The organism is Rugamonas aquatica, assembly GCF_009380215.1.
Lineage (GTDB): Bacteria > Pseudomonadota > Gammaproteobacteria > Burkholderiales > Burkholderiaceae_D > Rugamonas > Rugamonas aquatica_B.
Genome location: NZ_WHUG01000003.1, coordinates 460,331 through 486,671 on the forward strand (window position 1 = coordinate 460,331; position 26,341 = coordinate 486,671).

General features: G+C 53.2%; 20 protein-coding genes. 9 read left to right on the forward strand and 11 right to left on the reverse strand.

Going from position 1 to position 26,341, the window contains the following annotated elements:
* Nucleotides 1-62: 62 nt before the first annotated feature.
* From GEV02_RS10140 to GEV02_RS10150, 3 genes are read right to left on the reverse strand one after another with little or no spacing between them, the layout of a single operon-like run.
* On the reverse strand, nucleotides 63-1,427 hold the full coding sequence (locus GEV02_RS10140) for a TniQ family protein (RefSeq protein WP_152837865.1): 1,365 nt from the start codon (nucleotides 1,425-1,427) through the stop codon (nucleotides 63-65).
* A complete protein-coding gene (locus GEV02_RS10145; protein ID WP_152837866.1) occupies nucleotides 1,414-2,550 on the reverse strand; it encodes an AAA family ATPase in 1,137 nt (378 codons plus the stop codon). Before GEV02_RS10145 ends, GEV02_RS10140 begins: the two co-directional genes overlap by 14 nt.
* Nucleotides 2,547-5,213, reverse strand: a complete 2,667-nt coding sequence (locus tag GEV02_RS10150) for a Mu transposase C-terminal domain-containing protein (RefSeq protein ID WP_174999035.1) — start codon at nucleotides 5,211-5,213, stop codon at nucleotides 2,547-2,549. Before GEV02_RS10150 ends, GEV02_RS10145 begins: the two co-directional genes overlap by 4 nt.
* Nucleotides 5,214-5,400: 187 nt before the next feature.
* Here GEV02_RS10150 and GEV02_RS10155 point away from each other — a divergent pair, with 187 nt between their 5' ends.
* Nucleotides 5,401-6,180, forward strand: a complete 780-nt coding sequence (locus GEV02_RS10155; protein WP_152837868.1) for a hypothetical protein — start codon at nucleotides 5,401-5,403, stop codon at nucleotides 6,178-6,180.
* Between the two features lie 44 nt (nucleotides 6,181-6,224).
* A complete protein-coding gene (locus GEV02_RS10160; RefSeq protein ID WP_152837869.1) occupies nucleotides 6,225-6,584 on the forward strand; it encodes a hypothetical protein in 360 nt (119 codons plus the stop codon).
* Between the two features lie 61 nt (nucleotides 6,585-6,645).
* Here GEV02_RS10160 and GEV02_RS10165 read toward each other — a convergent pair whose 3' ends face one another.
* Nucleotides 6,646-7,053 (reverse strand): hypothetical protein, encoded by a 408-nt coding sequence (locus GEV02_RS10165; RefSeq protein ID WP_152837870.1) that lies wholly within the window; start codon nucleotides 7,051-7,053, stop codon nucleotides 6,646-6,648.
* Nucleotides 7,054-7,087: 34 nt separating this feature from the next.
* On the opposite strand from GEV02_RS10165, the gene GEV02_RS10170 reads away from it, so the two are divergent.
* From GEV02_RS10170 to GEV02_RS10195, 6 genes are all read left to right on the forward strand, one after another.
* Nucleotides 7,088-8,386 (forward strand): Eco57I restriction-modification methylase domain-containing protein, encoded by a 1,299-nt coding sequence (locus GEV02_RS10170; protein WP_152837871.1) that lies wholly within the window; start codon nucleotides 7,088-7,090, stop codon nucleotides 8,384-8,386.
* Nucleotides 8,387-8,426: 40 nt separating this feature from the next.
* A complete protein-coding gene (locus tag GEV02_RS10175) occupies nucleotides 8,427-10,706 on the forward strand; it encodes a sensor histidine kinase (protein WP_152837872.1) in 2,280 nt (759 codons plus the stop codon).
* Nucleotides 10,703-11,836 (forward strand): hypothetical protein, encoded by a 1,134-nt coding sequence (locus tag GEV02_RS10180; protein ID WP_152837873.1) that lies wholly within the window; start codon nucleotides 10,703-10,705, stop codon nucleotides 11,834-11,836. Before GEV02_RS10175 ends, GEV02_RS10180 begins: the two co-directional genes overlap by 4 nt.
* 6 nt (nucleotides 11,837-11,842) lie before the next feature.
* The gene (locus GEV02_RS10185) at nucleotides 11,843-12,631 is read left to right on the forward strand and encodes a hypothetical protein (RefSeq protein WP_152837874.1); all 789 of its coding nucleotides are present in this window, start codon (nucleotides 11,843-11,845) and stop codon (nucleotides 12,629-12,631) included.
* A 108-nt stretch (nucleotides 12,632-12,739) separates the two neighbouring features.
* Nucleotides 12,740-17,992, forward strand: coding sequence for a sacsin N-terminal ATP-binding-like domain-containing protein (locus GEV02_RS10190; protein ID WP_152837875.1), 5,253 nt, complete (start codon nucleotides 12,740-12,742; stop codon nucleotides 17,990-17,992).
* 338 nt (nucleotides 17,993-18,330) lie between these two features.
* On the forward strand, nucleotides 18,331-18,630 hold the full coding sequence (locus GEV02_RS10195; RefSeq protein WP_152837876.1) for a hypothetical protein: 300 nt from the start codon (nucleotides 18,331-18,333) through the stop codon (nucleotides 18,628-18,630).
* Nucleotides 18,631-19,212: 582 nt separating this feature from the next.
* On the opposite strand, the gene GEV02_RS10200 is transcribed toward GEV02_RS10195, so the two are convergent.
* The 3 genes from GEV02_RS10200 to GEV02_RS10210 form a co-directional block, all read right to left on the reverse strand.
* Entirely contained in the window at nucleotides 19,213-20,301 is a 1,089-nt protein-coding gene (locus GEV02_RS10200; protein WP_152837877.1) for a type II asparaginase, read from the reverse strand.
* Between the two features lie 93 nt (nucleotides 20,302-20,394).
* Nucleotides 20,395-21,402 carry a porin gene (locus GEV02_RS10205; RefSeq protein WP_152837878.1) on the reverse strand — a complete coding sequence of 336 codons (1,008 nt, stop codon included), beginning with the start codon at nucleotides 21,400-21,402 and terminating at the stop codon, nucleotides 20,395-20,397.
* A gap of 482 nt (nucleotides 21,403-21,884) precedes the next feature.
* Entirely contained in the window at nucleotides 21,885-22,253 is a 369-nt protein-coding gene (locus GEV02_RS10210) for a VOC family protein (protein ID WP_152837879.1), read from the reverse strand.
* Between the two features lie 54 nt (nucleotides 22,254-22,307).
* On the opposite strand from GEV02_RS10210, the gene GEV02_RS10215 reads away from it, so the two are divergent.
* A complete protein-coding gene (locus GEV02_RS10215; protein ID WP_152837880.1) occupies nucleotides 22,308-22,775 on the forward strand; it encodes a MarR family winged helix-turn-helix transcriptional regulator in 468 nt (155 codons plus the stop codon).
* Here GEV02_RS10215 and GEV02_RS10220 read toward each other — a convergent pair.
* From GEV02_RS10220 to soxB, 4 genes are read right to left on the reverse strand one after another with little or no spacing between them, the layout of a single operon-like run.
* Nucleotides 22,765-23,190 (reverse strand): DsrE family protein, encoded by a 426-nt coding sequence (locus GEV02_RS10220; RefSeq protein WP_152837881.1) that lies wholly within the window; start codon nucleotides 23,188-23,190, stop codon nucleotides 22,765-22,767. The two genes, GEV02_RS10215 and GEV02_RS10220, sit on opposite strands and share 11 nt — an antisense overlap.
* Nucleotides 23,187-24,161, reverse strand: a complete 975-nt coding sequence (locus tag GEV02_RS10225; RefSeq protein WP_152837882.1) for an MBL fold metallo-hydrolase — start codon at nucleotides 24,159-24,161, stop codon at nucleotides 23,187-23,189. The genes GEV02_RS10220 and GEV02_RS10225 overlap by 4 nt, the downstream gene beginning before the upstream one ends.
* Nucleotides 24,158-24,595: a thioredoxin domain-containing protein gene (locus GEV02_RS10230; RefSeq protein ID WP_328595775.1), complete on the reverse strand. Its 438-nt coding sequence runs from the start codon at nucleotides 24,593-24,595 to the stop codon at nucleotides 24,158-24,160. The genes GEV02_RS10225 and GEV02_RS10230 overlap by 4 nt, the downstream gene beginning before the upstream one ends.
* Before the next feature lie 6 nt (nucleotides 24,596-24,601).
* Nucleotides 24,602-26,320, reverse strand: a complete 1,719-nt coding sequence (gene soxB / locus GEV02_RS10235) for a thiosulfohydrolase SoxB (RefSeq protein ID WP_152837883.1) — start codon at nucleotides 26,318-26,320, stop codon at nucleotides 24,602-24,604.
* Nucleotides 26,321-26,341: the final 21 nt, after the last annotated feature.

Sequence of the window (26,341 nt, forward strand, 5' to 3'; positions counted from 1 at the left end):
CAGCGATTTGTCGAGTTCATCCACCACTCCTGTCATCTCCCTATTTTGCATCGCTAAGTCGGCTACGTCGGCCTTGAGATCTCACACACGGCTTTGAGATATTCTTGGAATATTTCCGGCCTGGCCAGGGCTAGTCCATGCTTTTTGATCTCTTGGTCAACCTTACGCCGAGTTGGATCAATACCAGCGGAGACAAGAGTAGCTACCGCTGCTCTAACAAACCTGACTCGTTCAGCCGCGGCGCTTTGAGCGGCAAGGCGGAAAGCACGTGTGCGTCTTTCACTGATGCGTTGGCACAGATCTGGAAACCAATATCGCAGTGCGCTGCGACCTAGGCCATATGGTAAGCCCGCCTCTCGCATTGAGGTCGTAAATGATTCTCTTGAGACTTTAGTATCCAGTTCCCGAAAATACTGACCGCGCTGCTGCTGAGTCAACTGTGGGCGACGAGCGCGCGAAACCACTTGTCCCACCTTCGATTGTGGCGGACGTAGACTGGGACCGGTTCGTCCCGCACAAAGATCAACCACGGGCGTGCTGAAGCCGTGTCCTAGCTGGAGAAGCTTTGGAAGACTTACTCGTTCGCCTTTGTCGAGCCAGCCGTTTAGCGCCCATTTATTCCATCCCATGGCATGGCATAGCCCTGCGCGTTTTCCTTGGAACTGTTCGGTGACGATACATTTTAGCGTGTTGCACAGGAAATCTCGCTTCACCGTTTTTTGCACTCTGGTTTGTTCATGCAACATGGCTTCGAGAATCTCTTCGTATCCTTGCGTTCGATTCGCGTCGACGTGAGAATTAAGGATAGCGGATGCGTCATTCGAGCGAGCAAGTGACGTTCTGCAATGATCGCATATTGACGCGTCGGCAATTCGTGGAACGAATGCTTGAGCTTTGCCACAACACGCACAGGTCTCCTCTATAGCGCAACCGTGCACGACGCAACGGCGATAGGGAGTCAAAGCCCAAAGCAGTGGCGTGTAGGTTTCATTATTTTCGTTAAGCTGGTCATGAAAACACATCGGACACCACCTTGGCCGTCTAGCAATGAATCCTTCGCTCTGTTCGGGAATGATGTCAGCCCAAGGAAGCATCGTAAGGATGTGAAGGTCAGTTCGTGATGTCAGCTGGTTGGCGGCCGCGGCTAGCAATTTCGCGTTTCTTCCTAGCCCGTTGATGGTTGCGGCATATCTGGTGTAGAACGTGTTGTCCGCCAATTTTCTTATGGCCGCATCTTCCTTGCCGAAAACGTATTTAATAAGATCGCGCGGGCTTATGCAATGTGCCCGAGCTAGACGGATCAGATAGGACGTTAGGGACTCCTGGCGATGACTGTTCATCTGCATCGGTACGATGTTGTAGAGCACGCTGCGGTTAAGTTTTGGCATGCCACTGTCGTTGGGCGAAGTATCTTCAAGCAGTAGCATATGCGCCTCCCACTGGATCGCGCGTCGCGGCACGTCGACCGACCGGCGGCCTTGTAGAGGTGCGCGGATTGGCACGCGGGATTGTCGGCAATCCCTCCTTCAGGAGTTTTTCAAGTTCATCTTCAGAGATGTCCGACAATTTCTGCTCGCCGACCAGGGCCTCCTCAATGATCGTCTTCAATGCTTTCTTTGTCAGCGCGAACGGCTTGATGAAGTCCCAATCGAATATCTTATTGTTTGTCTCCAGGTGTCGAGCATACGCTCTGGCGAGCCACTCTTTCAGTATCCCCACACAGCCACCGGAATATAGATAGAATTTTTCTGCGTGTGTTCCGAGCGCTGGATGTGTCGCAAGCGGCAGATGGTTCTGGAATGTCTGAAGTACGGCGTTAAAAGATGCTTGATCCTGCTTAGTGCGTTCGTCGTAACGAGGAAAATGGACAATCTCACTCCGTCGAACAAGTTGTCCACTTTGATCGCGGATGTCGAGCAGTCGGTAAGTTCCGATCAGAACAATTGTTGCCTTTGTTTCGATCGCCAGAGACTTCAGCGATTCAAACTGAAATTCCAGTTTCTTGGGATTGTTCACCATGAGAACGTGGTGTGCCTCATCGATGATCAGGACCTTCGTTCGACGGCGGCGCATGCATTCTTCTACCGAACGACGTAGGGCATCGGACGTCGTCTTCTCATGTAGAGACGAAGTTCTATCGCTGGGAAAGAAACTTAATTGACGAGGTGCTAGGACCTTCCGATCAATTAGCGGCTCCATAGCTCGACCGAGAAGCCGAACATAAAAGTCCTTCCAACTGAATGACGAACCGTTCGGTGCGATGGCGTTACCGTACAAGACGGGTACAAGGTCGAGTTCACTTTCCATTTGCGTTGCATATTGTTCTCGTACCTTGCGATACATGTGTGTTGCCAGCGTAGTCTTGCCAGCGCCAGTTGGCCCAGCGACCAAAATTACCTTGGGTGCCGCATGACCGGTAATTGCGCCCATCGCTTGTTTGAATGCATTTTGAAGTGCTGGGTGTGCGATAGTTAGCTTCTCGAAATATGTGATGCGCGCTTCAATCGAGTCGTCAAGCAGCGCTGCCGGGAATTGTTGGATATTTTTCATTGCAGCACCTCAAATGATTCGCCTGTGAATTCGCTCCATGGGGCTGCGTAACCGATGCTAGGTACATCGAGTGGATTGGCTTGTTGGGAGATATCATCGCGCTCAGAAAAATGTCGGAGCTGCGCATCGTGTTTTTGTTGGCGTAGTACTTCTTCCGTTTGATCGACGCCAGCCATGTACCTCGCAATCTCCTCGGCATTAATTTTTCTACGTCTTGCAGTACCAGAATTTTTGCCGCGAATCTCGCTTGAAATTAGCTTGATTTCGCGCTCGCTTCGACCGTCAAATACACCTGCGAACTCCGAAAGACATGGTCGCCACTCACCAGCAATAAAAGCATATGCCTTTGAGATGTTGAAAGGATCGTAGCGCGCGAATACTCGACTTCCTTCGTGTTTTGGATCACGCATCATCGGATGCCAGTAGTAGATGTAACCAATCTTGATGCCCTTTGCTCCGACGATCATCGCCGTTTCTCCTTTCACGTAAGGAAGACAGAGCAACTCGAGATCTGGTGTAATCGGGATCAGGCGTATCGACCGCAAGCCGGTTCTTTCCATACCGACTTTGATCGCGTCGTTCGGGCTTACGCCGAGCGCTGAGTGCTCCATGTTTCCATAGAGATCGTAAGCAAATTGCGCGAACTGAGGAATGAAGGTCGGCAATGTCCATATAGCCTGTGAACGTGGATCATGGGTCGCAGACATTTGGCGGGGGGGTTGTAGCGGCTTGTTGTTGCCCTGAAGGTTATGCAAAAACTGAGTGTTGCTAATGCCGAAGAAGCGCTCCATTACGGAACCAAAGCGGCTCTTGTGCGGCGGCCGGCTCTTCTTGGTGGTTCCGACGCGGGCCAGAAGCTGCTCGAAGTATTCGCACTCAAAGTCCTTGCCGTTGTCGACGACAATTGTTGCCGGCACGCGTCCATGCCGGCGAATGCATTCACGCATAACCAGCATGCAGCTGCGATAGCTAGGCGGATCAAACAGGACCACGAAGGCTAAGACCGCTCTGGAGTAAGCGTCGAGCATGAGGGTCAGCCAGGCACGGCCTAGCTTCTCGCCGAACTTGGTGCCCACAAGCTGTAAATCGATTTCTGTGTGATCGATGTGCCCGATTTCAAACGGACGGTCACCATGTCTTGGGGTGGAGCGATCAAGTACGAAATAAAATGGTTCATGCTTGTAAGCGGATCTCGCACCTTCGCGCGCCATGGTAAGGTCAAAATTTGTACGTGTACGCGCAATTTCGTTTCTGAATGCTTTTTCGCTCGGAGCAGTCAACCCTACGTCTTTGCATCGGTTAATGACGATTCCATAGCAAAGTGTCTTGGACTTCGCATGCCCGGTCATGAGCTCGTTCTCGATCACGTTTTGCATGACATCGATCACCTCTTGATCGAGTTTTCGTTGAGTGTTTCCTCGTTTTCCGGTCCTTGGAATTAGACCGATGAACGAGTCTCCATATATGACTTCGCCTCGCCGTTGGAGGTGCTTCCAATAGCGAAGCGTGCGAGCACTTCGTCCGCAGGAATTTCCATTAGATGTCGCCGAGTGTTCGAGTGCGGCGAAGCGCTTCGTCGCTTGCGCTAAATCGTCAGGCCCGGCTTGCATAACGACCTGTTCTGCCGCGAGCTGCGATTGATCACACGAGGTTGACACTCCTTTGATATCGCCGGATTTTACGAACTTCTCTACCTGCGCCCTCTGCAGCTTAAACACTCCTTGGTTTTGATCTTGAAGGTAGACATGCTCTTGGCTGACAGTCGTGATCGTGAACAAGTTCCCATCCCAGTCGATTTTTTCGTTAGCTGCGAAGTTCACAATACGCAAGTTCAGTTCTGCGGGAGAATGAGCGAGGACGCTGACGTCGCGAAGACGATGGGCGTTCGCAACCTCGCGGTTTGCATACACCTTGGTCCATACGGGTTCTGCCAAGAGTTGCTGCTCCAAGTCGACACAAAGATCATCGCGCGCGATGGCGGTGTAAATATTTTCGGTGTGAGTTGAACCAACTGCTGATATCAAGTCGGACAGCAGCCAGCAGTTCTTCTCTCTAAGCAAAGCAGAAAATTCGCTTTTTGCTATTTCGTAGTTTGGTGGCAATGGCGCGTTCCAGTAGTCGGAAAGAAACGTTAAATTGCGAATGTAGGTCCAGGGATTCTCGCTGGATGAACGTACTTTGAACCCTAGTCCAAATTGAGACGCGTAGTTCTGCGCCGGAGGGGAAGCCCAGCCCAATTCTGGTGTCCGCGTAAACATCTTCGATCCCTCCGCCGCGCGCTTAGACAGCCACTCTTCAAGCTTACATTCCACCCAACCGATAAAATCGTCTTGGATCACGAAGAAGTCCGGGGTCGTCAGATGCCCAGTCCGCTTTCCGGATGCATCGACATAATTTAGTTTGATCTGTTGGGGTTGGTCATAGAACTCGTATGTTTTTGCGTCATGATCCCAGAGATAGATGGCGGCCAGTTCGTTCTTATGGCTCTCTGCTTGGATCGTTACTCCCATTTTCTTACTCGGATAGCGGCAAGCGACATTGTTCATTTTGCTTCCCACCCTTCTGGAAGGTTGAGAAGCGCGTATACGCATGACGATTGCTTGCCCCTGCTCGGTAACGTTCATTCGTGTCATCAATTGCTTAAGCTCGATTTCAGTCAACATATTGCCTCCTGCATTTGCTGATTTACGGTATTGGACCCGCGTCTCACGTTGCTTGACGCAAGGTCGGCCAACGCCGTTCATGTGTTTGGTATGGACTTTTAATCCATGTTTTGACTATAGTTCGCACATTCCTCGATGCCACCCAATTTTTAGTTACATGTGTAACTCATTGATTTGTTAAGAAATAATGCGAAAAATAGTTAGAATTTCAGAAAATGAAGGGCGGCCAGTCCGCATGCGGTTTAGTCGGCTTCGTACAAGACTTTGGGCGGAAGCGGTTCGTCGGGCCGTCGGATGCCGGTGCTTCCAGGATCTGGAACTTGTATTGGGGATAGATGGGAGGTGGGAAGGAATTTGGTCTCGCTATAGCCGTGGCCTAGCTAGCCCGTCAGAACGTCATATCCGGCGAATAGAAAAGAAGTATCCAGGAACGGCTAAGCACTTTCTCGCGCGATTCTGGGATCTACTTCAGGAAAGAGAGTACACATGGGAGGAGCTCGATGCCTGCTTCTGGTCTCTTCCCGATGAGCTCCAGGCGCTGGCGCCAGGCGGAAGAAACGACTCATTTGGACACGTTCGGCAATCGAATGAGGATTTACAAAAGTTTATTGTGGAAATCCATATCGCGTTAGAAAGTCCTGATAACTATATGCATGCTCTGACTGCTCTGCTTTACGCGCTACGTCAAGCGTATATGAAGCGGGATGGTGTGATGGTGCTTTGGTACTACCTGGTGATTGCGGAAGTAAGCTCTTCATTATCACAGCACCTTGTCCTCGAACCCCTCTCGGTTTGGCTTATGCTGCATATTGTTGAGCCGATGAGATATATGAGATTCGGTGATCCGGAAATTGACGAAATATGGTTTCTACATCGTACCGATTATATTGATCGAACGAAGTCGACAGCCGAGAGTTTCAATTTATTGAAATGTCTGTTTGAGTTATGTTTAGCCTTGCATGGCTAGATTTGCATGCGACAGTGAGACCTCGCCAATTGCTAGGAAATCTCATGGATCCACGTAAGCCTTGTGTAGTAGCCATTGACCTAAACGCATTCCAAATCAATGAAAACACCACATTACTTGTGCAAGTTACCGATAAACAAACTGAGGAATCTAAGCAGGTGACGTTGGACCGTCAACAAGGGGAGGTGGTCGACGTAGCTATATCGGAATTTCGCGACGAACCAATGTTGCTGCGCGCGTCACTATTGAGCGGTGTTGTGACTTGGGAGAGCGAACTGAATCCTGATTGTCCGAAGAACGTTCTGAAACTTATACGAGCAGTTCAGTTTGCTCAAAAAATGCTGATAGGACGAGGTGGTTATAGCAGTAACAATGACTATACCGATAGCCAAGTGCCTCAGTAGCGCCGTGCTCGATAGCGAACAATTAAGATGTGAACTGTGCCGCTCGAAAGAGACGGTATTGTTATCGCTTACTGTTTGTCTTTTTCAAGGCACGGATCAAGGTCACCACTGCCTTGCGACCCTCGCACGAAAGTTGCTCAATTTCCATGAGGTCTGCATGTGCGAGTTGCGACATTTTTCTAACTGGGTCATCGAGTTTACTGGTGGAGATGACAGGTTCTCCCTCATTAGAAAAGAGCCAATCGATGTTGGCTCGCTTTCCATCTGGGGTTCTCCAACGCGATATTGCGAACAGTTTGTCGGGGCCGGGGATAGTCCTTCCATCCCTAACTGCGTCCAAAGTGCTCCGATTTGAGTAGCCGAGAATTTTGGCCGCATCTTGCCACTCTAGGCGTAGATGTTGCTCCACCATTTCAACGAAACGGGCGGATATTTCCTGTGTTATTTGTGGATCGACTTTGCCTCTCATGTTATTATCATACAGTAAATTATAAAAACATCTAATGAATCCTAACGCACTCAAACACTGTCAAGTATCAACTCCCCCAGACGTCGTAGAGATGATGTGGCGAATGACTCGCGCGCGCCGTGCTGTTTTTACCAATGTTTTGGATCTTGGCGCAGGTGACGGCCGATTTGCGATTGGTCGCGGTTCCTCCTCTTACGTAGGCTACGAAATTGATATTGAGAAAATTCCTCAATCTCGCGCTTCAGGGCGGAAATTTGAAAACCGTGATGTACTCGAGTGTGTCAAAAAGAACCATGATCTGTGCATAGGAAATCCACCATACATTCGGCGTGAATTAATTGACAACGAATGGCGGGCAAATGCTATCAGCATTCTTAAGAGCGAATCTGATGGAATAATTCCTCGTTCAGACGCAAATGCCTTTGTATATTTTCTGTGGCTTGCATTACTAAGAACAAAAAAAGATGGGTTGATTGTTCAACTTGTTCCATTTGAGTGGGTGAGCCGGCCCAGCGCAGGGCCACTTCGGCAGTTCATTAAAAATAACCAATGGAGTGTTGAGGTTTTTCGATTTTCATCAAATATTTTTGATCGAGTACTGACCACAGCGGCTATCGTAATTATTGATAAATCGAAAAAAAATAATGAGTGGAAGTACTTTAGTCTTGATAGAAATGGTCATGCTACGCCTACTGAAAACGCAACCGGAAGTGCGTCAATGGCACTGGAATACAGCGCACGAGGCGCCAATGCATATGCACTACGAGGACTCAGTCCTGGCGGACAGGATATCTATGTGCTGAATGAAGAGGCCCGCCTCTTTCAGGGTCTCAAGATAGGTACAGATGTTACCCCATGTGTGACCACTCTGCGACACTTGGACTCGTCACAACTCGCTTTGACCGAAACATTATTTGACAACGAATTTGTAAAGGCGGGTCTTCCATGTTGGTTGATTAGATCCGACAAAGACGAACGATCAAATGCACTTGAAAGCTACCTAGCTTCAGTCAAAGAGTCTGCGATGCGCTATACCACCAACTCTCTTCGCGGTGACGATTGGCATCGCTATCGAGCTCATCCAGTGCCTGACATTTTGGTAGCTTCCGGATTTCGTGAGAAGGCGCCCAAATCATTTCTGAACCATGCCGGAGTGATAACTCTTGGATCTGTCTACGCAGTCTTTGTTCAAGGTCGAGATCGTCAGGTTGCAACTCTCAAAGCACTTCGAAATTTTGATTTTGAGGCGCAGGTTGTAGCTCATGCAAAAGGGTTAAAGAAAATTGAGGTTAAACAACTTAATTCCGTATTGTCACGGATTGTTGTAGGATAGCCAATATCATTCCGTCGAAAACCATTTAGTAGGAAAAACGATGCAGCCACGCAAGAAACCGAAGCCGCTAACTGCGGTTTTCAAGGTCGAATCTGCACTGCTGGAGGAGCTTGGTGAGCGTTTAGTTAGCTCTGCAGAAGTTGCCCTCACAGAGCTGGTAAAGAATTCCTATGATGCCGATGCAACTTATTGCCAGGTGATGGTTAATCCGACGGAAATCACCATTGAAGACGATGGTAACGGCATGCGGTTGGACGACTTTCTTAACCTTTGGATGGTCATTGGTACACGAAATAAAGCTCGAAATGGACTGTCTCAAAAATACCAACGCAAGGTTTCCGGTTCTAAGGGGATTGGGCGTTTCGCAGGGCGATTTTTGGGTGAGAAGATGGTCCTTGAAACTGTTGCAAAAGATGGCAACGGAAAGCGCCGAGTCACAGCCATTTTTGACTGGCGATTGGTAGAGGCAAATGGCGATCTGCAGACAGTTACTGTCCCTTACAAAGTTGATGATGTGGCGCCCAGTGTAAAAGTTGGAACGACAATCACGATAACGGAACTGCGCACACGGATCGAGCCAGATGCAGTCAAAGAAATTAGCGAATCTTTGCTTAGTCTTGTGAACCCCGTTGATGGCTTCGAGAAACCAGATTTCCTGACGTCGAGAGCAGCGGCAAAGAACCGAAAGTTGGATCCCGGTTTTACCCCATACATTGGAGTTTCTAAGCTCGAAGGTAGGGAAAATTTAGCGTCTTCGCCAGCCGAAAAGATCTTATCTGGTTTCGTTGCCAAGGTTCGTATCGAGATTAGCGATTCTGGTGATGTTGATTTAAAAGTGCTTTGGAATCGAGGCGAAGAAGTAGTTCATGAGTTGCAGTCGTCGTTACGCAAGCTCTACGGCGTCGCCAACATTGGATCGCCCGTGTTGATGGACATCCGCTACTTTCCACAGCGAGGAGGTGTGCTCACTTCTTTGGGTATAGACGGAAGGATTGCCCGCAGCTGGCTTACGGCAAATTGTGGCGTAAAAGTTGTTGACAACGGTTTTCGAACTAAACCGTATGGCGATAAAGATGACGATTGGCTTGTGCAGAGTGCCGATAAGGCTATGAGTGCGCGGGCGGAGTGGCGATCTAGACTGATGAAGGAGTTTTACCCGCTAACGGGATTGCAGCTTTCTCCAAGAGATAATCCCATGCTGTACTTACCTGGTATTAATCAAGCGACGGGGATGATTCATGTCGCCACAGGAAAGTCGGCTGTGGCAGCGGTGGGTGCTGTCGGAAGCCCTAAGAAGGTTGATCTAATACTCACGCCTTCCATGGATCGACAAGGTTTTCTTAACAATAAGGCGTTCCAGATTGTTCGCGATCTCGCTCGGTTTGGGTTGGAGCTAATTGCATTCTACGATCATAAACAAGTACGTGAAGAAGAGCGCCGGCTGGAAGCCGAGTCGTTGCATAACGCAGAAGATGATCTGAAGGCAGCAGTTCGAGATATTGAAACTTCTAAGTCCATTCAGCCCGCTGAACGTAAGCGGCTTACGGGACTATTGAAGAATGCTAGTCAGAATTATGCTGAGGTTGATGCATATCGGAAAAAGACGCAAGACTCCTTAGAAATCATGTCCCTAATGGGAGTACTAGCTGGATTCATGACTCATGAGTTTGAAAAAACATTGTACCGCTTGACCGAGTCGACCAATATAGTCAGAAAATTAACAAAAAAACATCCGGAATTGCTGCCGGAATTGCAAGAACTTGACGTTTCACAGAAGTATCTTGAAACTTATTTGGACTATAGTCGCCTGTTTACCGAAAGTTTGGCGCGAACTGATCATAAGCCCTTCCTTGCTAAGGAGCAGATTGAGATGGTAATGGACACATTATCACCTATTGCCGTGAAAAATAAGATTAGTTTTGATATTCAAGTTGATGATGATACGTACGCACCAGCAATTCCAGTCGCGGCTTATAGTGGCCTGTTATTAAATTTAATGACAAATTCCATGAAGTCACTTATCGCTAGGGCGGATAAGGCTGAAAGAGTGATTAGAATTATTGCAATCAACACTTCAAATAAACACCGACTAATAGTTGCAGATAATGGGATAGGTATACCTTCACGCCTACGAGACAGAATCTGGGAACCATTATTTAGTGCGTCTACAAAGACTGATAGCCCTCTTGGCACTGGAATGGGGCTGGGGCTTGCGCTGGTAAAACGAGTTACAAATAATTTGAAGGGTAAAGTTGAATTAATGGACACCCCTCCTGCTGGATTCTCAACTTCGTTCTCTCTTGAATTGCCTCGAAAATGAATAATAATCAAAAAAAACTGCGTCTGATCTATGTGGAAGATGAGGATGAGTTTCGTTTGAACCTAATAACCACGCTGGAAAAGAAATTTGATTTAGCTTCTATTGATGTTGGCGAATTTTCCCAAGAGCAAAATGGCGGGGAAATCGGCGAACAATTTCTCAGCTGGTTAAAAAAAACATTGGGCGACAATCAGACTATCGACGGTGTAATTTTGGATAGCGATCTGAGTGGATTTTCCAATGGTATTTCTAAAGAAATGCTTCTTTCCGCATTTAGAATTATAGGGTTGCCGGTATGCCGTTACTCAAAGCGACAAAAACAAACTTCAAGTGAACGCCTTAAGCATTTTGCAACCTTGGCTTCTGAAGGTGCATCATCTATTCTTGTGCCCAGCTTCCTTCTGAACGGCCCCACGGAAAATACGCAGGCGCGGTCGGAACAGTTGACTGATTGGCTCTTTGCAACGTTTAGCGGCTTTTCATACCTTCGTGAAGCCTATTCAGGTCTAATAGAAACTGATATCGCGCAACATAATGCTGCAGAATTATTAGCTAAGTTGCTTAAGCGACCAAAGTTGGAATTGGATTTTGTTGGTTACACCGGCGCAAGCTTATTTTTCTTTGGGGATGCGATGGCAGCGCCAGAGGGTTCTTCTTCCTTGGTAGAGGAGCGAGCTCGCCATGTTTCTACAAGACTTGGTTATTGGCTAATGAATTATATAATTGCATTCCCGGGGCCAATTTTAAATTTACCGTCTGCGGCTGCACTTGTCGGTGTGAGAAGCGACACTATAGCGGTTGACTCTTTCAAAAAAGCGTTCCCCAATACCGACTACTCGGGCCCATTTTCCGGATGCCTTCCTTTATTTTTTAGAGAGGACATTGAGGACGTAATGTCAAATATGGGTATGTTTGGTATGGACGTATTAAAATCAGCAAAGATTAGTGACATGTTGCCGTTGTATGATGGCGAACCCTCTAAAAGCGGTGCATATTGTGTAGCGACGGATGCGTCAATCAAACGTGAAGACAGTGTCGGGCCTTTTGATTGGATTCCTCCAGGTGCGAGTGAGCTTTGCCGGATTGAAAAGAAGACATATGCGCGTTTTGGCCCTTGGCTAAATGTGTGAGGCAATATGATTGACATTAAAGACCGCCAGGGATTCGAAAGATTTTGGGGTAAATGGAAAAGGCAACTTAGTAGCTTGGTGACTGGAACAGGTGGCAAGCTTCTCTGCCCGGAGCAAGGAGACATGTCTTTTACTGAGACGGAAGATGGATTTGAGGTAAAACCAAAATATCCAGTTTGTTTTTTTTCAATTCCTCAAAAAAATAGCTCAGCCTCTGATAAATTAGTTGTCTTCATCGACGGCACTTTTGAATTTCGAAAAGGAAGCCAGAAGGGGGAAGCTGCGACATTGACTAGCACTCATAGTAACGTCGCATTTTTTAAACCGCGAGCGGATGCGGAAAGTCTCAAACTGGATTTGATAGATGCCTATCATTTTGATCATTTTAATGAGGATCCATTGAAAAGTGCGCCACATCCAGTATTTCATGCACAACGAAATATTCGGACGGACGATACTTTCGGTAAATTTCGCCAGGCTTTAAAAGAAAATAATAAAAATAGCGAAATTATTGATATGGATCAAAAGAGGAAAAATGATCTGTTTGGGTTGAAAACATTCCGGCTACCAACGCCTCAAATTGACCTTTTTTCTCTTTCAGCTATTTTAGCTGCCGATCACTTAACCGGGCAATGTCAAACGAACTCGAAAACGTATAAATCATTTAAAGATTTTCTTGATTGTATTAGTGATACCTCAGTTCAAGCGATTCAATTAAGTCATCAAAATGTAACTCGCGCTGAGTTGGCGGATCACTCCCATCGTTTTGTGTGGAAATGGTATTCGAGGCATTGAGGAAAGTGCTACTAAAATCAAAAGGACGGAGTCTTGTAAATGTTAACCCGGTCCTTGGCAATTCAACGATTCAATCTCGACTCATGTCAAGGATAGCCTGTAAAAGTAATGGATAGTCCGCCGCTACAGAATCAACATGATTCACTCCCCGAGCCCGTAGAGTTGGCGGCGAAAATCTCGCCATCAAAGGAATTGTTCCAAATATTTGATGCTGAACTGGATACCGCTGCGACGGCGGAGAGCCGCGGGCAGAAGGTCTATCAGAGCTTAAAGAGTGTCAGCAAGATGATCGGCGGTGAGTACGGCAATCGAGTAATCTACGAACTGCTGCAGAACGCTCACGATGCCCAACCTGGTGGGCAGGGTAAAGTTCTGATCCATCTCATCGTGAATTCTCCGCAGGAAGGGGAGTTGTTGATCGCGAACGGAGGCTCCGGGTTTACGCGAGAGAATCTGGACGCTATCCGGAACATCGCCAGCAGTACAAAAGAAGTTGGCGAGGGTATCGGAAACAAAGGTGTTGGCTTCCGAAGCGTTGAGGCGCTCACAAACGACCCCAAAGTGTACTCTTGCAGAGATGTCGCAAAGCTTCGCGGAAGTTTCGACGGATACTGCTTTCGACTTGCGACTCAGGCCGAAATCGAAGAGCGCATGATCTTTTTGGGCATGGAGGAGCATGCTATTGCCGTAGCAACGTCAATGCCGCGCTACTTGGCCGCTGTACCGATTGAAAACCAACCAGAGCACATTAGGACGTTTGCCTACGAAGGCTATGCCACGGTAGTCGCCTTACCTTTGAAGTCTGCTGAAACAGTAACCTTGGCCATCCAACAGCTGCAGGAGCTAATTAACGCTGAAGCCCCAGTATTGCTATTTTTGGACCGCATTGCTACTTTGACGGTCCAAGCAACAGGGGTCCCAGCAATAAGGCCGTCCCTTGTATTCACCCGTAAGGCGGACCCGCTTGCGCTTACTCTTACTGACGAGGCTGACGCTCAGTTCCAGGTCGTCGTGCTGGGCCCTGATCGGATGCGCTGGCTCGTGGCTAGGCGTACTCTTGGCATGGCGCAGGTGCTAGATGCTGTGAGACGCAGCATTAGTCTCGAAAGCAATATTGAGAGATGGTTGAGTTGGAAAGGTGAGGCGACAGTCAGCTGCGCTATTCCGTTAGATGGCGGTGGCTTGGCTAAAGGCCGGCTTTTCAATTTTCTTCCAATGAGCGCTGATTCTAAGTCCCCATTTCGAGGACATCTTGACGCTCCGTTCTATACATCTATCAACCGAGAGAGGGCTAGGAGTGACCTCCCTCTAAATATCTATCTGCTCAACATCGCCGCTGAAGTGTGTGCGGAAGCAGCTTTGGCGCTGAGGGAGCATGTCGAGCTACCTCCGCGCTGCATCGTCGATTTTGCAGCTTGGGTTCCTGCTGAATCAGCGCGAATTTCAGGCGCATTTAATCGTCGTGGAGTCGACATACGCTCTGCGGAGGTTTGGCCTACCACTGCTGGTGCCTGGAAGAGTTTTGGACACGTTGTTTCCTGGCCATCCGGCAGTTTCAAAGTCTTTACATCTGCTAGGGCAACGAAAGCGGGCGTGCCGCATATCATGAGCAGCAAACTGGCGCCTGATCGTGTGGAAGCCATTGATGCATTGGCACGCTGCTTCGAAACTTCCTGCACCCCGTCCCAACAGACAATGGCCAGCTGGGCTGAAATCATAGCCGAGTCACTCACTCCGTCACCAAAAGATGATCGTTGGGGGAAACTTTATTCTGAACTTCTTCATGTGTTTGGACCTCATGGGCTTAATTCTCTTGTGGGGCGCAGGATTCTCTTGGACCGGAACGCGACCGTAGTCGCTGCGGGCAAGGACGTGTATGTTAGGCATGATAGTGGCAGGCGGCGCAAAGGGGATGGCCCGCCTTTACCGCCGGCTGCATTAGCTCGCAAACTTACTATCCTAGCCGAGGAAATTATCGTTCGCGAAACAGCTGGGCCATTCGAGCGTGCAGGACTTTGGCGGCCATATGACGCGACAGAAATATTGGAGCGATTACCTTCGCTCTTCACTGAAAGACAGGCCGACTCTCGTCGCGAAGCCGCTTTGTTGTGGGCTTTTGATGTCTGGCGCCACGATGCTAATGCGGTAACACGCGTGCTGCGATCCGCAGATGTTCACGTTCTTACTGGCCTGGGATGGATTTCTGCATCGTCCGCATCATTCTCCCAGACGTGGACAGAAGTCGGGGCAGATCTCAGTGTATATCTTGGTGAAGCGCGGAGCATTTGCGTCGAGAGCGCTAACGCGGCACAAGCTATGCTGGTCGACATCTCGGCCTGGCCCGGTGATGCAAAGGGATTGAAGCAGGACTGGGTTCGATTTTTGATTTCTGCTGGTGTATCGGATGGGCTCATCCCAGTCCCCGCTAAGGTTCCCGATGGACCGATGGCCGGCTCAACTTGGGCATATTATTTTCGGACTGGCAAATTTCCGGCACTTGATGCGATTTGGCTTTCGAAGGCTAACTTTGTCGATCCCCATCACCCACAGACTTCCTATTGGCGCATGGGCCAAGCATGGACCCTTCCAGGTCAGTTGATCGTCGGTGGCCTGTCGGACGACGCTAGGCGCCGATTTGCTGTCTTAGTCGTTAAGCATTTGCAGTCGCACGGTAACAAGTACTTTACATTCTCCTTGCATAGACGAGGGCGTGAAGCACGACACCAAGATATTCAGACATACTTCACGCCGTTGGTAACCTTTTTGGCCTCGGCAGCTTGGTTCCCGATGGAGTCTCCGGGTACCCTTCAGTTTCATCCGATTGCAACGGGATGGTTATTAACTGAGCGACGCAGTGAGCCCAAGTTTATTGCGCAGGCTCCCGAAGAAATTGTGGCACTTCTTACTAAGGACGACGCTACCACAGCTATATTGTCAGATCGGCCGTTTCGCTTAAACGTGTGGAAGGCAAAATCGTCGGCACCTCAGCGCTTACAGGCTTTGGCTGAAGTCTGTGAAATCGTAACGCAGCATGAGCGCTCCTTGTTCCGTAAATTGTACGAGCAAGCATGGAAGGATTTGCTGGAGCTTGACCTAAAGCTTGTTAGCAATACCTCTTTGGTCGTAGAGCGCCCACCTGGGTTTGCGAAGCTAATTGGCAGCACTCCAAAAGTAAGTATCTATCTTCGGGATATTGGGGCGTCAGAACTCGCGCGGCTGTTGGCTGACACAGGTTCCCCCGTTCTGGCCGTCAGTTTCGAAATCACACCGAAGGCGGTCCAATCTAAGATAAATGTAGTGGGAACGTTCAATGCGTTGTTCGTTGCAGACGCGGAAGTAAGTCTTCTTGTTGATGGCGAACCATTTGAAGGTAGCGCGGGTAGCCCATCCCTGCTTGACTCAGTTCCTTGGCTGATGGAAGCTCTTCTGTTGGGTCACGAATTTGGCGCCGGTGGCTTTGAGCGTAACGTCAATTTGTTGCAGATCCAGGAACGTCTTCGAAGACTTAGACTTAGCAAGGTCAAATCGATCGTTTTGACATCTCAAACCGGCTCTGCTCAGGCGATGGAACGCTATCTACATCGTGATGACAGTCGCCCAACGCTACTGGTGACCGGAGCATTCGACTCCCGCCAGCTGGTTGAGTCAGCCAAAATTGTGTCGGCCTATTTGCATCCGAATCTTCACACGTTCGAGATGTTGCTAGTTCGCCTAGTTCTCTATTTGAACGATGATCAGGATCTGCGTGCACTTATTCCTACGGATGCACAATATGCAGCTGCTGCGCAGGCGCCAATTGAGACGGTACGAGATTACTTGGCTGCATTCCGACATGACGATGCCAGCAGGGTTGACGCCATCATACCGTTGCTGGCCTACTTTAGCAGCGTTGTGACAGCTCGGCAGGTCGGTGCATTGTTAATCGGCGAGCGCGTATCCAAGTGGCACGCTATTCTGGCTGAGGTGATCTCAGCCGAAACTGCTGAACGGTTGCTTCTCGAAACAGAAAAGAACTTGGATCTTTTCACGCTCATGCGAGAACTTGGCATCGATTATGCGCGGCTAAACGAATTGATTCTAGAACTTGGCAGGCCGTCCTTGGTCAGCGAGGCAGATCTGCGCAGACAATTCGAAGTCTGGAAGAACGATTTGCGCCCCCAGCTACTTGATTGCCTTCGCGAGCACTTTGTTGATAAGTTTGATTCCATTGTTGACTTCACTCCATATAGCGCGATGCGTGACCTTGAGATCCTCACTTACGACGAGGCTTGGAGCGGGTCCAAGCAAACGGTTGAGCGTATAGACGTTTTGGCTCGTGCTAATGAAGCGTTACCAGGATTGTTGTTGGGGAAGACTAATACCAAACTTCCCCCAGTCGGCGAGCTTAGAACAGTCAATCGCAAGGTCATCATGAAAGTTGCTATTCTTGCTAAGACCGTCTTTGATGCTATTGGCGTGCATCAGTTGCATGAGGTATGGAACAACGGCCCCGGCGATGTTGCGGCTGCTATGGATCGCACGGGTCTGTTAGATTTTCACTTTCTAAGCGAAGCCACAGCCCTCACTCTAATTGTACGTTCTGGCCTTTGGCCAAGAGGCACACCACAGTCACTCAGTTTGGTTGACCACGGTCTTACCGCAGAGGATGTTGCCAGTGCGCGAAAGCGTGTGGAGCAGCAACAGGTAGAGGAAAAGCGACGTAGAAATCTTATTGTGTACGGAGATGCAGAGTTTGATGCAAGCGATGCTGATTTTGCGAGGCAATTTGCTGAGATGGCTAGCCAGGCAATTTCGGTTGGCGGCTGGGCATCTCGTAGCACTCGACGACTAGCATCCCTCGTCGCCCAACCGGAGAAGGAAGTAGCCAGCAAAACGGGGAGTGGCCGTGGCATCTCTCGGCTTGCACCCAAAATTCCTGAAACAATTCGTGGCGCAATTGGCCTTGCTGGTGAACTTCTTGCGTTCCGGTATTTGGAAGCGAGGCATAAAAAGAATTTTACCGACAGCTGTTGGGTTTCGGAAAATCGCAGGAGTCTATTTCCAGAGAACGGAGACCTCACCTTGGGGTATGACTTTAGAGTCGTCACAACCGAGCGCGAATGGTTGTACGAAGTCAAAGCTACACCTGGCGATCTTTGTGAGTTTGAGCTGAGCGACAATGAGTACCGTCAAGCAATTTCAGCAGCACCAGATCGTTCGCGGCGTTACCGGATTTTGTTCGTCTTTAATGCTCTGGATCCTGCTCGTTGTCGAATTGTTGAATTACCCAATCCAGCTTCGGAAACAGGTAATTCTCTTTATAAGATCATTGGTCGCAGTTCGACGCGCATGCGATTTGAACTTGAAGAGAAGGGTAGGTAGTTGCCCCTAGCAGTGCGACGCCGAGCTTAATACGTCGCTGAGCAGCCGCTTAGCTAACCACGCAAGCCTTTCGCATCTGGCAGCACCTTCTGATACCAGCTCTGGCCGCACCCGGCGCCAGCGGACGCACGTGCCGTGCTGGTCCAGCTGCTTGGCGTTGATGGCCTAGTCGCAAGCGCAGCGCTTTTGGATCAGCGCGCCGCCGGTGGTCGCTTCAAGGTTGATGGCGTGGTGTTGCCGCTCGGAGCGGCTCCGTTGATGTTGACCTGGTAGTAGCGTTCGACCTGATTCAATTTGTAGTGCATGGTATATTTGCCCGTTCTTATAACGGAGGCGATATGCGATTTAATTTTGATTTCAACGATTCGAAATATTTAGCGGAAGTTTTTATAGAGCCGAAGACTGAATCTGCGACAGTCAAGATCAGTGAAAAAAACAGGAGCACGGGTGTCGCAGATACCATTGGTGCATATCTCCTCAATACGGTGCCACCAGATGAAATGGAAACGGAGAAAATGCAGCGTCGAATTGCGCAGCAAGCAATCGAACGTTTCGCCGGCGGAAGCCCTAAGAATTTCCACTTTAATTTCGACTTAACGAAACACGATGAGCCGATGAATTTGGATCTTGCTGGCTGATTGCATCACGCCACCCTCGCAGTTTCACGCTCGTGTATGAAATTCGCCAGGATCCGTGCCCGCGCCATCGGCGGACACACGTTGTTTCCGCATATGTGTACCTGCGCCGATTTCGTCAGCTTCACGCGCGGCAGCGCAAGTGGATTCCCCTCAGCCTGGTGGCCGTCCTTGCAGAGTTTGAGCGCGGGCAGGATTGCCTCCAGGCCATTGAAACCGGAGCACATGTCGGTGGTACTGGCGGCGAGCCAGACTGAATCGCCCTTGAGTTGACTAAACGCTCGTTAGCCTCAAAATACTGACCGAGGACAGCTTATGGTCGACGCCCAGAAGGCAAGAATATGGTTCCGGAATCTGGCAAGGGCAAAGTTATGGTTCCGGTCTGAAAAAATGCGGGCCAAACTGACTTAATATTTCACGGTGCCGGGTGGTGAACTGAGGATTTCGCGGCAAAGTTATGCCATCCGGTGGCGGCAAGGTTATGGGTCTAGGCACAAGTTTGTTACTGGAACCATAACTTCGCCGTTGGGCAAAGATATGATTCCAAGTCGCGTCCAGGGACCTTGCCCCGGACTATCCCACGTTTCAGTAGGTGTAGAACATGCGCTGGATTTCCTTGCTGTCGCTGGTCTTGGTCAGGGCCAGCATCAGCAGGATGCGCGCTTTTTGCGGGTTCAGCGTATCGGAAACGACGAAGTCCAGCTCGTCGTCATTGGCTTCGCCGTTGCGCGCCACGATGCCCTGGCCGACGCGCGCCGAACGCACGATCAGTACGCCTTGCTTGCGGGCCGCCGTCAGCGAAGGCACGACCTTGGAAGCCAGGCTGCCGTCGCCGACGCCGGCGTGGATGATGCCCTTGGCGCCTGCGCCCACCAGCGCGTTCAGTGCCACCGGATTGACGTTGGCGTAGCCGTAGACGATGTCGACCTGCGGCAGCGCGTCCAGCTTGCTGATGTCAAACTCAGTGTCGGCCGTGTGCTTGCGGGTCGACGCGTGGTAGAAGTAAGGCTTGTTGCCCTGGAAGTAGCCCAGCATGCCCAGTTCCGGGGTCTTGAAGCTGTCCGGGGTCGAGGTGTTGGTCTTGGTGACGTCGCGGGCGCCATGGATCTGGTCGTTCATCGCCACCAGCACGCCCTTGCCGACGGCTTCCTTGCTGGCCGCCAGCAACACCGCGTTGTACAGGTTGATCGGGCCGTCGGCCGACAGCGCGGTGCCCGGACGCATGGCGCCCACCAGCACTACCGGCTTGCGGCTCTTGACCACCAGGTCCAGGAAGTAGGCGGTTTCTTCCAGCGTGTCGGTGCCGTGGGTGATGACGACGCCGTCCACGTCGGACTGGGCCAGCAGCGTGTTGACGCGCTTCGCCAGCGTCAGCCAGTGTTCGTTGCTCATGTTTTCGCTGGCGATCTGGAACACTTGCTCGCCCTTGACCTGGGCCACCTTGGCCAGTTCCGGCACGGCCGCGATCAGGCGATCGACGCCGACCGTGGCGGCGGTGTAGCCGACCGTGGTGGTGGTGGTGGCGCCGCTGCCGGCGATGGTGCCGCCGGTGGCCAAGATGGTCACATGGGCCGATGGCGTGGCGTCAGCGGCGCGGACAGCTGGAACGGCCCCGGCCAAGAGCGCCAAGGCGCACAGCGCGGACAAAACACGGGAAGAAATAGGAACGAACATAGAGTCTCCAAGAAAGATAAGGTAATGGACAGGGTCTGATCCCGAAAGAGGCCAGACCCCGGTGCTGCTTTGTGGGTTTTATTCGCCGGGATGTCAGAACTTGTGTCGGATCCCGACCGCCAGTGCTCGCGATCCATTTCCAGCAGCCGGCGCGCTGCCGCCGCTGGAGGCATCGCCCACCACATTGGTGGCGGCCAGCTCGTTGCGGATGGTGCCGTATGAACTGTAGAGGTTGGTGCGTTTGGAAAGCGTGTAGGTATAGCCCACCGCAAACTGTCGTCCGCCCTGCTTGGTCGCGGAACGGTCCTGCTTTTTCACATACGAGGCCAGCAGCTTGCCCTGTCCGAGCGGCACGGAGGCGCCCAGCAGGAAGTCGCGGAAATCACCGCCGATGTCGTTCTTTTCGGTTTCAAACGCGGCGTGCACAGTCGCGGGGCCGAAGTTGTAGCTGGCGCCCAGCAAGACCTCTTTCAGCGTATTGAAAGAAGTGACCTTCAGGCTGTCATAGGCCAGGGTTCCCACCAGCGGGCCTGCGGCGTAGTCGACGGAAAAAGCGATGGTACGGCCCAAGGAGCTATCGCCGGCCTGTTCGCCGAAACCATACATCACGGTGGCCGACAGTCCATTCAGCTTGGGCGTTGCATAGCTGACGGTGTTATTGGTACGTGCCGTGCCGATGCTCATCAGGTTGGTGGCGGAGCCGGTAAAGCCGGTTTCAAAAGGATCGATGCCGTCCAGCGCGATGAAGATCGGGTTGCATTGACGGCCCAGGTTGATGGTGCCGGCGCTGGTAGTCAGGCCGACATAGGCATGGCGGCCGAACAAGGCGCCGTTCTGGCGCGCCTTGCCGGTGTCGAGATCGAGCCCGTTCTCCAGCACGAAGTGGGCGTTCATGCCATTGCCCAGGTCTTCCTGCCCCTTGAAGCCCAGCCGGCTGCCGGACTGCACGCCAGTGGCCAGCTTGGTGACCGAGCCTTCGGCGCCACCTGTTTCGCGGGCGATGCCCGCGTCCAGTATGCCGTAGACGGTGATGCCGGATTGCGCCGAGGCGGCGCCGGCTGCGGAGGCGAGCAAGAAACCAGCTACTAATGATGCTTTCATAAACGATCCAATAAGAGTGTGTGATAGGTACAAACACGCGACCGGGCGCACTGGAACGCCGCACCCGGGAAATCGAGGGCGCAGCGATACCCGCCGGACCTGCGGGAGCAAGGTCCGGGCTCGGTCAGCCGTGAGTTAGCGATGGAGTGGCGCGCAAGCGGCGCCGCCAGACAGGCGGTGCCGGCGCTTACGTCAGGAAGCTGGCCTGCGCGTTTGGGCGGGAATTACTTTGTTCATTTTTCTTTGTCTCCGTTGTTGTGTAGTAAAAAGCGATTCGAAGCGAATGACCGTCATCGAATATACTTTTCACAACAGAGATAGCACTATCCGTGCCATAGGAATGGCAAGCCGGACTATTGAACCAAGCTATTGATTACTTGAGGTTTTTTTGAGATGGGTGGGGCCAGGCGCCGGTGCCAGAGTATGAATTGTCATACTCGGACCGTGAGCTGAGTATTAATTTCGTTACCGCCGCCGCGAATTCACTTACGCGCCGTATGGAAGGTGATCGCGTAACCATCGGGATCAGCCGCGACAAAGAAGCGACCGAAGGGGCCGTCGGCCAGTGGGCTGAGGATCGCGCCGCCCCGCTGGACGACCAGGTCGTGCAATGCGTCAGCGTCGGCGCACGCAATCCAGAGTGCCATGCCGACACCGAGAGGCCCGGTTTCGGGAAGCACACGCAGAGGCACGCGCAGCGCCAGGGGGATAGGCTCAGTCTTGAAAATCACTGCACCCGGAGGACAGTGCTCCGAGGCCTCGAAACCGAAGATTTCGAGGTAAAACTTGCGCGAGGCGGCGAGGTCCCGCACTTGCAATGCAATGAAGTCGGGGCCGATTGGGGTTGTCATAGAAGCTCCTATTGAGTAATATAAGGGTCCTGATGTTAATGTAAGGTCCCTGATATGTCAACAGCAAAGCCAGCAGCTCGCAGCGGAGTCGACTGGATCGGCTACAACCTCAAGATCACGCAACATCGGTTGAGGCAACGCCTGGATGCCGAACTCGCGCGGGTCGGCATCACGGCACCGCAGAACGCCGTCCTGCTTGCCGTCGCGGGCAATCCGCGCATCTCGAATGCCGAGTTAGCGCGCGCGGCGTTCGTGACGCCGCAAACCATGCAAGGAATTCTGGTCAATCTTGAACGCGGTGGCCTGATTATGCGTAGCCCGCACCCGGACCATGGCCGGGTCATCATGACTGAGCTGACAGCGACGGGTCAAAAGGCTGTCGCCGAGGGCGCGAAGGCTGCGGACGTTGTGGAGCGGAAGATGCTCTCCACGCTGTCAGATAAAGAGGCGCAGCTTCTTTGCGAGCTGCTCAAGCGGTGTGCAGCTGCGCTGGATGACGAGGCCGCTACGCCTACGGCTTGATGTAGGCATAGCCTTCCAGCGCCTGCAAGCGGCTGATTTCCGCCACGCCGGATGGGACGATGGTCGCTTCCGGCAGCACCTTGTCCTTGCCGATGCCACGCGCTTTCAATGTGTTGTTGCAGACGCGGAACTGCACATGGCGGGCCGCCAGCTCCTGCACCACCACTTCATACGGATTGCCGTTCTTGTCCTTCTCACCTTCGAGCAGGAAATCGATGCCCGCGCCCAGCGCCACGACCACGATCTGCGCATTGGGGCTGGCGTCCAGGTGGTTGCGGATGTTGCGCAAGCCGCCCATGGCATTGCCGCTCTCGCTGAAGTGATAAACCACTTTTTCCACGCGCGGCGCCTCGGCGTGCGACGCCTGGGCGCACAGCAGCAGCAGGGGCAACATCAAAATACGGAACAGTTTCATTTGGACTCCTTGCCAGTTTGCAGAGATTCTTTTTCCATCAGCAGATAAGTGCCATAGGCGTTGAGCCGGTTGGCCTGGCTGAAAGCGGGATAGTCCTTGAACGCGGACCAGTCGGTGCGCGCATAGGCCTCTTCAAAGGATAGCAGTTCCTGCACGGCGTTGCCCATCTGTTCGCGCAGGTAGCGCAGATAGCGCTGGGTCAGCAGCATGTCCTGGCGCGGCTCACGCGAGGCCGGGCCGTGGCCGGGGATCACCACGGACGGCTGCGCATCGAGCATGCGGTCCAGCGCCTGCAGCCAGCGCTTGCTGTCCGCGTCGCCGACATACGGCAGGCGGCCGCTGAAGAACAGGTCGCCTGCGAACAAAACGTGGTCTTCCTCCACCAGCATCAGCAAGTCTTCCTGCGAGTGGGCGCCGCTGCTGTCGATCACGCGGAAGTGCAGGCCACCCAGTTCGAAGCGCCACAGCTGGCCGTCGGCGAAGTCCAGCCAGCGGTCGGCCGACACCAGTTCCGTTTGCTCGTTCACCCACGGCGCCAGTTCGGCGCGGCGCTGCGCCAGCCGTTCGCGCGCCAGGTCCGAGCGCAGATAGTCGCGGCCGTTGCGGTGGGCGGCGATCACCACACCGGGCTGGCGCAGCGCTTGCAGGCCGTAGAAATGGTCGGCGTGGTAGTGCCCGACGATCACCATCTTCAACGGAGCCTTTGTCACCAGGCGGATCGCCCGCAGCATGGCGGCGCCCAGCGCCGGCGTGGCCAGCGAGTCGTACACCACCACGCCGGCGGGTGTGACGACAAAGCCGGCGTTCGACATGAAGCCCTGGTTGGCCTGGCTGGCCATGCCGGCTTCCCCCTGGAAGTAGTAGACGTGGGGACTGACCTGGATCGGCTTGAGGACGATGTCCGGCGCGGCCTGGGCCGGCAGCACGGGCAGCAGCGCGGCCAGCAACAGCAATCGACGGAAGAGGTTCATTTGGTTTCCTTGGGCGAGGCGAGGGCGGCAGCTTGCGCCTGTTGCAGGCGGCCCTCCAGATAGGCGCCGTAAAAGCCGGCCTGGTCCAGACCGGGCAAAGGGGCGGCCAGCGTGCGGCCTGCGCTGCCGAGAAATAATACCGTGGGAAAGAAACTCACATGCAGCTGTCGCAGCACTTCGGCGATGGGCTGCTGCTGTCCGGCCGCGTCGATCAACTGCTCCACCGTATCGCTTTCCAGCTCGCGCAGCACCAGGCGCGGATCGCCTTCGCGCAGCAGCGGCGCCAGGTAGTTGCGCCGCACCTCCAGGCAATACGGACAATCCTTGCGCGACACCAGCAGCACCAGCACCGCCGATGAGGCCGCCAGCGCGGCCAGTTCCGCCCGCAGATCGCGCAGCGGCGGCAACAACGGAGAGTGCTGAGCGTCGGCCACGACAGCTCAGGCAGCCATGCCGGGATTGCCGGCCGTACCCACCAGCGTCGGCTGGTCGGGACGGCGTGCGCGCACCACCGAGTGGGCGCGCAGATAGGTTTCCATCACGTCCCAGATTGGCGGGCCGCTGGCGCCCTCGGCCACCGGCGCCCAGCCGGCCACCTTGTAGATCTTGTCCGCATCGAGCAGCTTGCCGTTCAGCCGCATGTCGCTGATGCGCCGGCCGGTGGCCGCCGCCGGCGTGCAGGTGTAGCTCATGCCGCCCACGCGCACCATGTCGCCGCCCTGCTGGTAGTAGGGATCGGGGTGGAACAGGTTGTCGCACACGTCTTCCATGATGGTCTTGATGGTGGCTCCGGTCATCTCGGTCAGCGTGGTGGCCGGGTAGGTAATCGCCAGCTGGTCCATCAAATCGCCGCGCGTGATGGGCGCGCCAGGCAGCAGCGACGTACCCCAGCGGAAGCCCGGCGAGAACGCCAGGTCGGCGCCCTTTACCGCCAGCAGGCCGTCGACGATCAGCTGGTCCCAGCTGCCGTTGAAATTGCCGCGCCGGTACAGCAAGCCTTCGGTGACGGCCAGCGTTTCATCCAGCCGGGCGCGGAACGGCGCGCGCACCGCATCGATGTGCGCCTGCATGGCGCGGTCGGCCGGCAGCAGATTGGAGAACACCGGCAGCAGGCGGTACTGGTAGCCCTGGATGCGCCCGTCGCGCACGTCGAAATCCAGCACGCCGAGGAACTTGCCGTTCGAGCCGGCATTGGTCACCAGCGTCTGCCCGCCCTGGTTGGACACCACCACCGGCGTCGGCACGCCATCGTGGGTGTGGCCGCCGAGGATGGCGTCGATGCCGGTGACACGGCTTGCCAGCTTCAGGTCCACGTCCATGCCGTTGTGCGACAGCAGCACCACCACCTTGGCGCCCTTGGCGCGCACTTCCTTCACCAGCGCCTGCAAGCGCTCCTCCTGGATGCCGAAACTCCAGTCCGGCACCATGTAGCGCGGGTTGGCGATCGGCGTGTACGGGAAAGCCTGGCCGATCACGGCCACCGGCACGCCGTTCATTTCGCGCCAGCTGTAGGGGGCGAACACGGCATCGCCGAAATCGGCCGTCACCACGTTCTGCGCGACGAAATCCACCTTGCCCTGGAAATCCTTCTGCACGATTTCCTGCACCCGCTGCGCGCCCAGCGTGAACTCCCAGTGCGGCGCCATGATCTCCACGCCCAGCAGCTTGGCGGCATCGACCATGTCCTGGCCCTTGGTCCACAGCGCCGTGGCCGAGCCCTGCCAGGTGTCGCCGCCGTCGCACAGCACGGCATGCGGACGGCTGGCGCGCAGCTGCTGGACCAGCGTGGACAAATGGGCGAAGCCGCCGACCTTGCCGTACACCTTGGCGGCGGCGGAAAAATCGAGGTAGCTGAAGGCGTGCGCGCGCGCCGTCTTCGGCGCGATCTTGAACTGCTTGAGCAAGGCGTCGCCCACCAGGTGCGGCGCCTTGCCGGCCGCCTCGCCGATGCCGAGGTTGACGCTGGGCTCGCGGAAATACAGCGGCCGCAGCTGGGCGTGGCAATCGGTGATGTGCAGCAGGCTGACGTTGCCGAACTTCGGCACCGCATACAGCTGCTCGGCGGCGCCGGGCGTGGCGGCCAGTGCATCCTTGCCCGCCAGTGCCAGGCCGCCGGCGCTGGCGATGGCCAGCATTTGCATGAATTCGCGTCGTTGCATGAGGTAGCCCGGCTAAGGATG

Excerpts from the sequence above, each read along its gene's own strand:
- GEV02_RS10150 (WP_174999035.1), bottom strand. The coding sequence starts at position 5,213 with ATGTTGACTGAAATCGAGCTTAAGCAATTGATGACACGAATGAACGTT.
- GEV02_RS10145 (WP_152837866.1), bottom strand. The coding sequence starts at position 2,550 with ATGAAAAATATCCAACAATTCCCGGCAGCGCTGCTTGACGACTCGATT.
- GEV02_RS10170 (WP_152837871.1), top strand. The coding sequence starts at position 7,088 with ATGAATCCTAACGCACTCAAACACTGTCAAGTATCAACTCCCCCAGAC.
- GEV02_RS10225 (WP_152837882.1), bottom strand. The coding sequence starts at position 24,161 with ATGAACCTCTTCCGTCGATTGCTGTTGCTGGCCGCGCTGCTGCCCGTG.
- GEV02_RS10210 (WP_152837879.1), bottom strand. The coding sequence starts at position 22,253 with ATGACAACCCCAATCGGCCCCGACTTCATTGCATTGCAAGTGCGGGAC.
- GEV02_RS10165 (WP_152837870.1), bottom strand. The coding sequence starts at position 7,053 with ATGAGAGGCAAAGTCGATCCACAAATAACACAGGAAATATCCGCCCGT.
- GEV02_RS10220 (WP_152837881.1), bottom strand. The coding sequence starts at position 23,190 with ATGAAACTGTTCCGTATTTTGATGTTGCCCCTGCTGCTGCTGTGCGCC.
- GEV02_RS10180 (WP_152837873.1), top strand. The coding sequence starts at position 10,703 with ATGAATAATAATCAAAAAAAACTGCGTCTGATCTATGTGGAAGATGAG.
- soxB (WP_152837883.1), bottom strand. The coding sequence starts at position 26,320 with ATGCAACGACGCGAATTCATGCAAATGCTGGCCATCGCCAGCGCCGGC.
- GEV02_RS10175 (WP_152837872.1), top strand. The coding sequence starts at position 8,427 with ATGCAGCCACGCAAGAAACCGAAGCCGCTAACTGCGGTTTTCAAGGTC.
- GEV02_RS10200 (WP_152837877.1), bottom strand. The coding sequence starts at position 20,301 with ATGTTCGTTCCTATTTCTTCCCGTGTTTTGTCCGCGCTGTGCGCCTTG.
- GEV02_RS10190 (WP_152837875.1), top strand. The coding sequence starts at position 12,740 with ATGGATAGTCCGCCGCTACAGAATCAACATGATTCACTCCCCGAGCCC.
- GEV02_RS10140 (WP_152837865.1), bottom strand. The coding sequence starts at position 1,427 with ATGCTACTGCTTGAAGATACTTCGCCCAACGACAGTGGCATGCCAAAA.
- GEV02_RS10160 (WP_152837869.1), top strand. The coding sequence starts at position 6,225 with ATGGATCCACGTAAGCCTTGTGTAGTAGCCATTGACCTAAACGCATTC.
- GEV02_RS10155 (WP_152837868.1), top strand. The coding sequence starts at position 5,401 with ATGCGAAAAATAGTTAGAATTTCAGAAAATGAAGGGCGGCCAGTCCGC.
- GEV02_RS10215 (WP_152837880.1), top strand. The coding sequence starts at position 22,308 with ATGTCAACAGCAAAGCCAGCAGCTCGCAGCGGAGTCGACTGGATCGGC.
- GEV02_RS10205 (WP_152837878.1), bottom strand. The coding sequence starts at position 21,402 with ATGAAAGCATCATTAGTAGCTGGTTTCTTGCTCGCCTCCGCAGCCGGC.
- GEV02_RS10195 (WP_152837876.1), top strand. The coding sequence starts at position 18,331 with ATGCGATTTAATTTTGATTTCAACGATTCGAAATATTTAGCGGAAGTT.
- GEV02_RS10185 (WP_152837874.1), top strand. The coding sequence starts at position 11,843 with ATGATTGACATTAAAGACCGCCAGGGATTCGAAAGATTTTGGGGTAAA.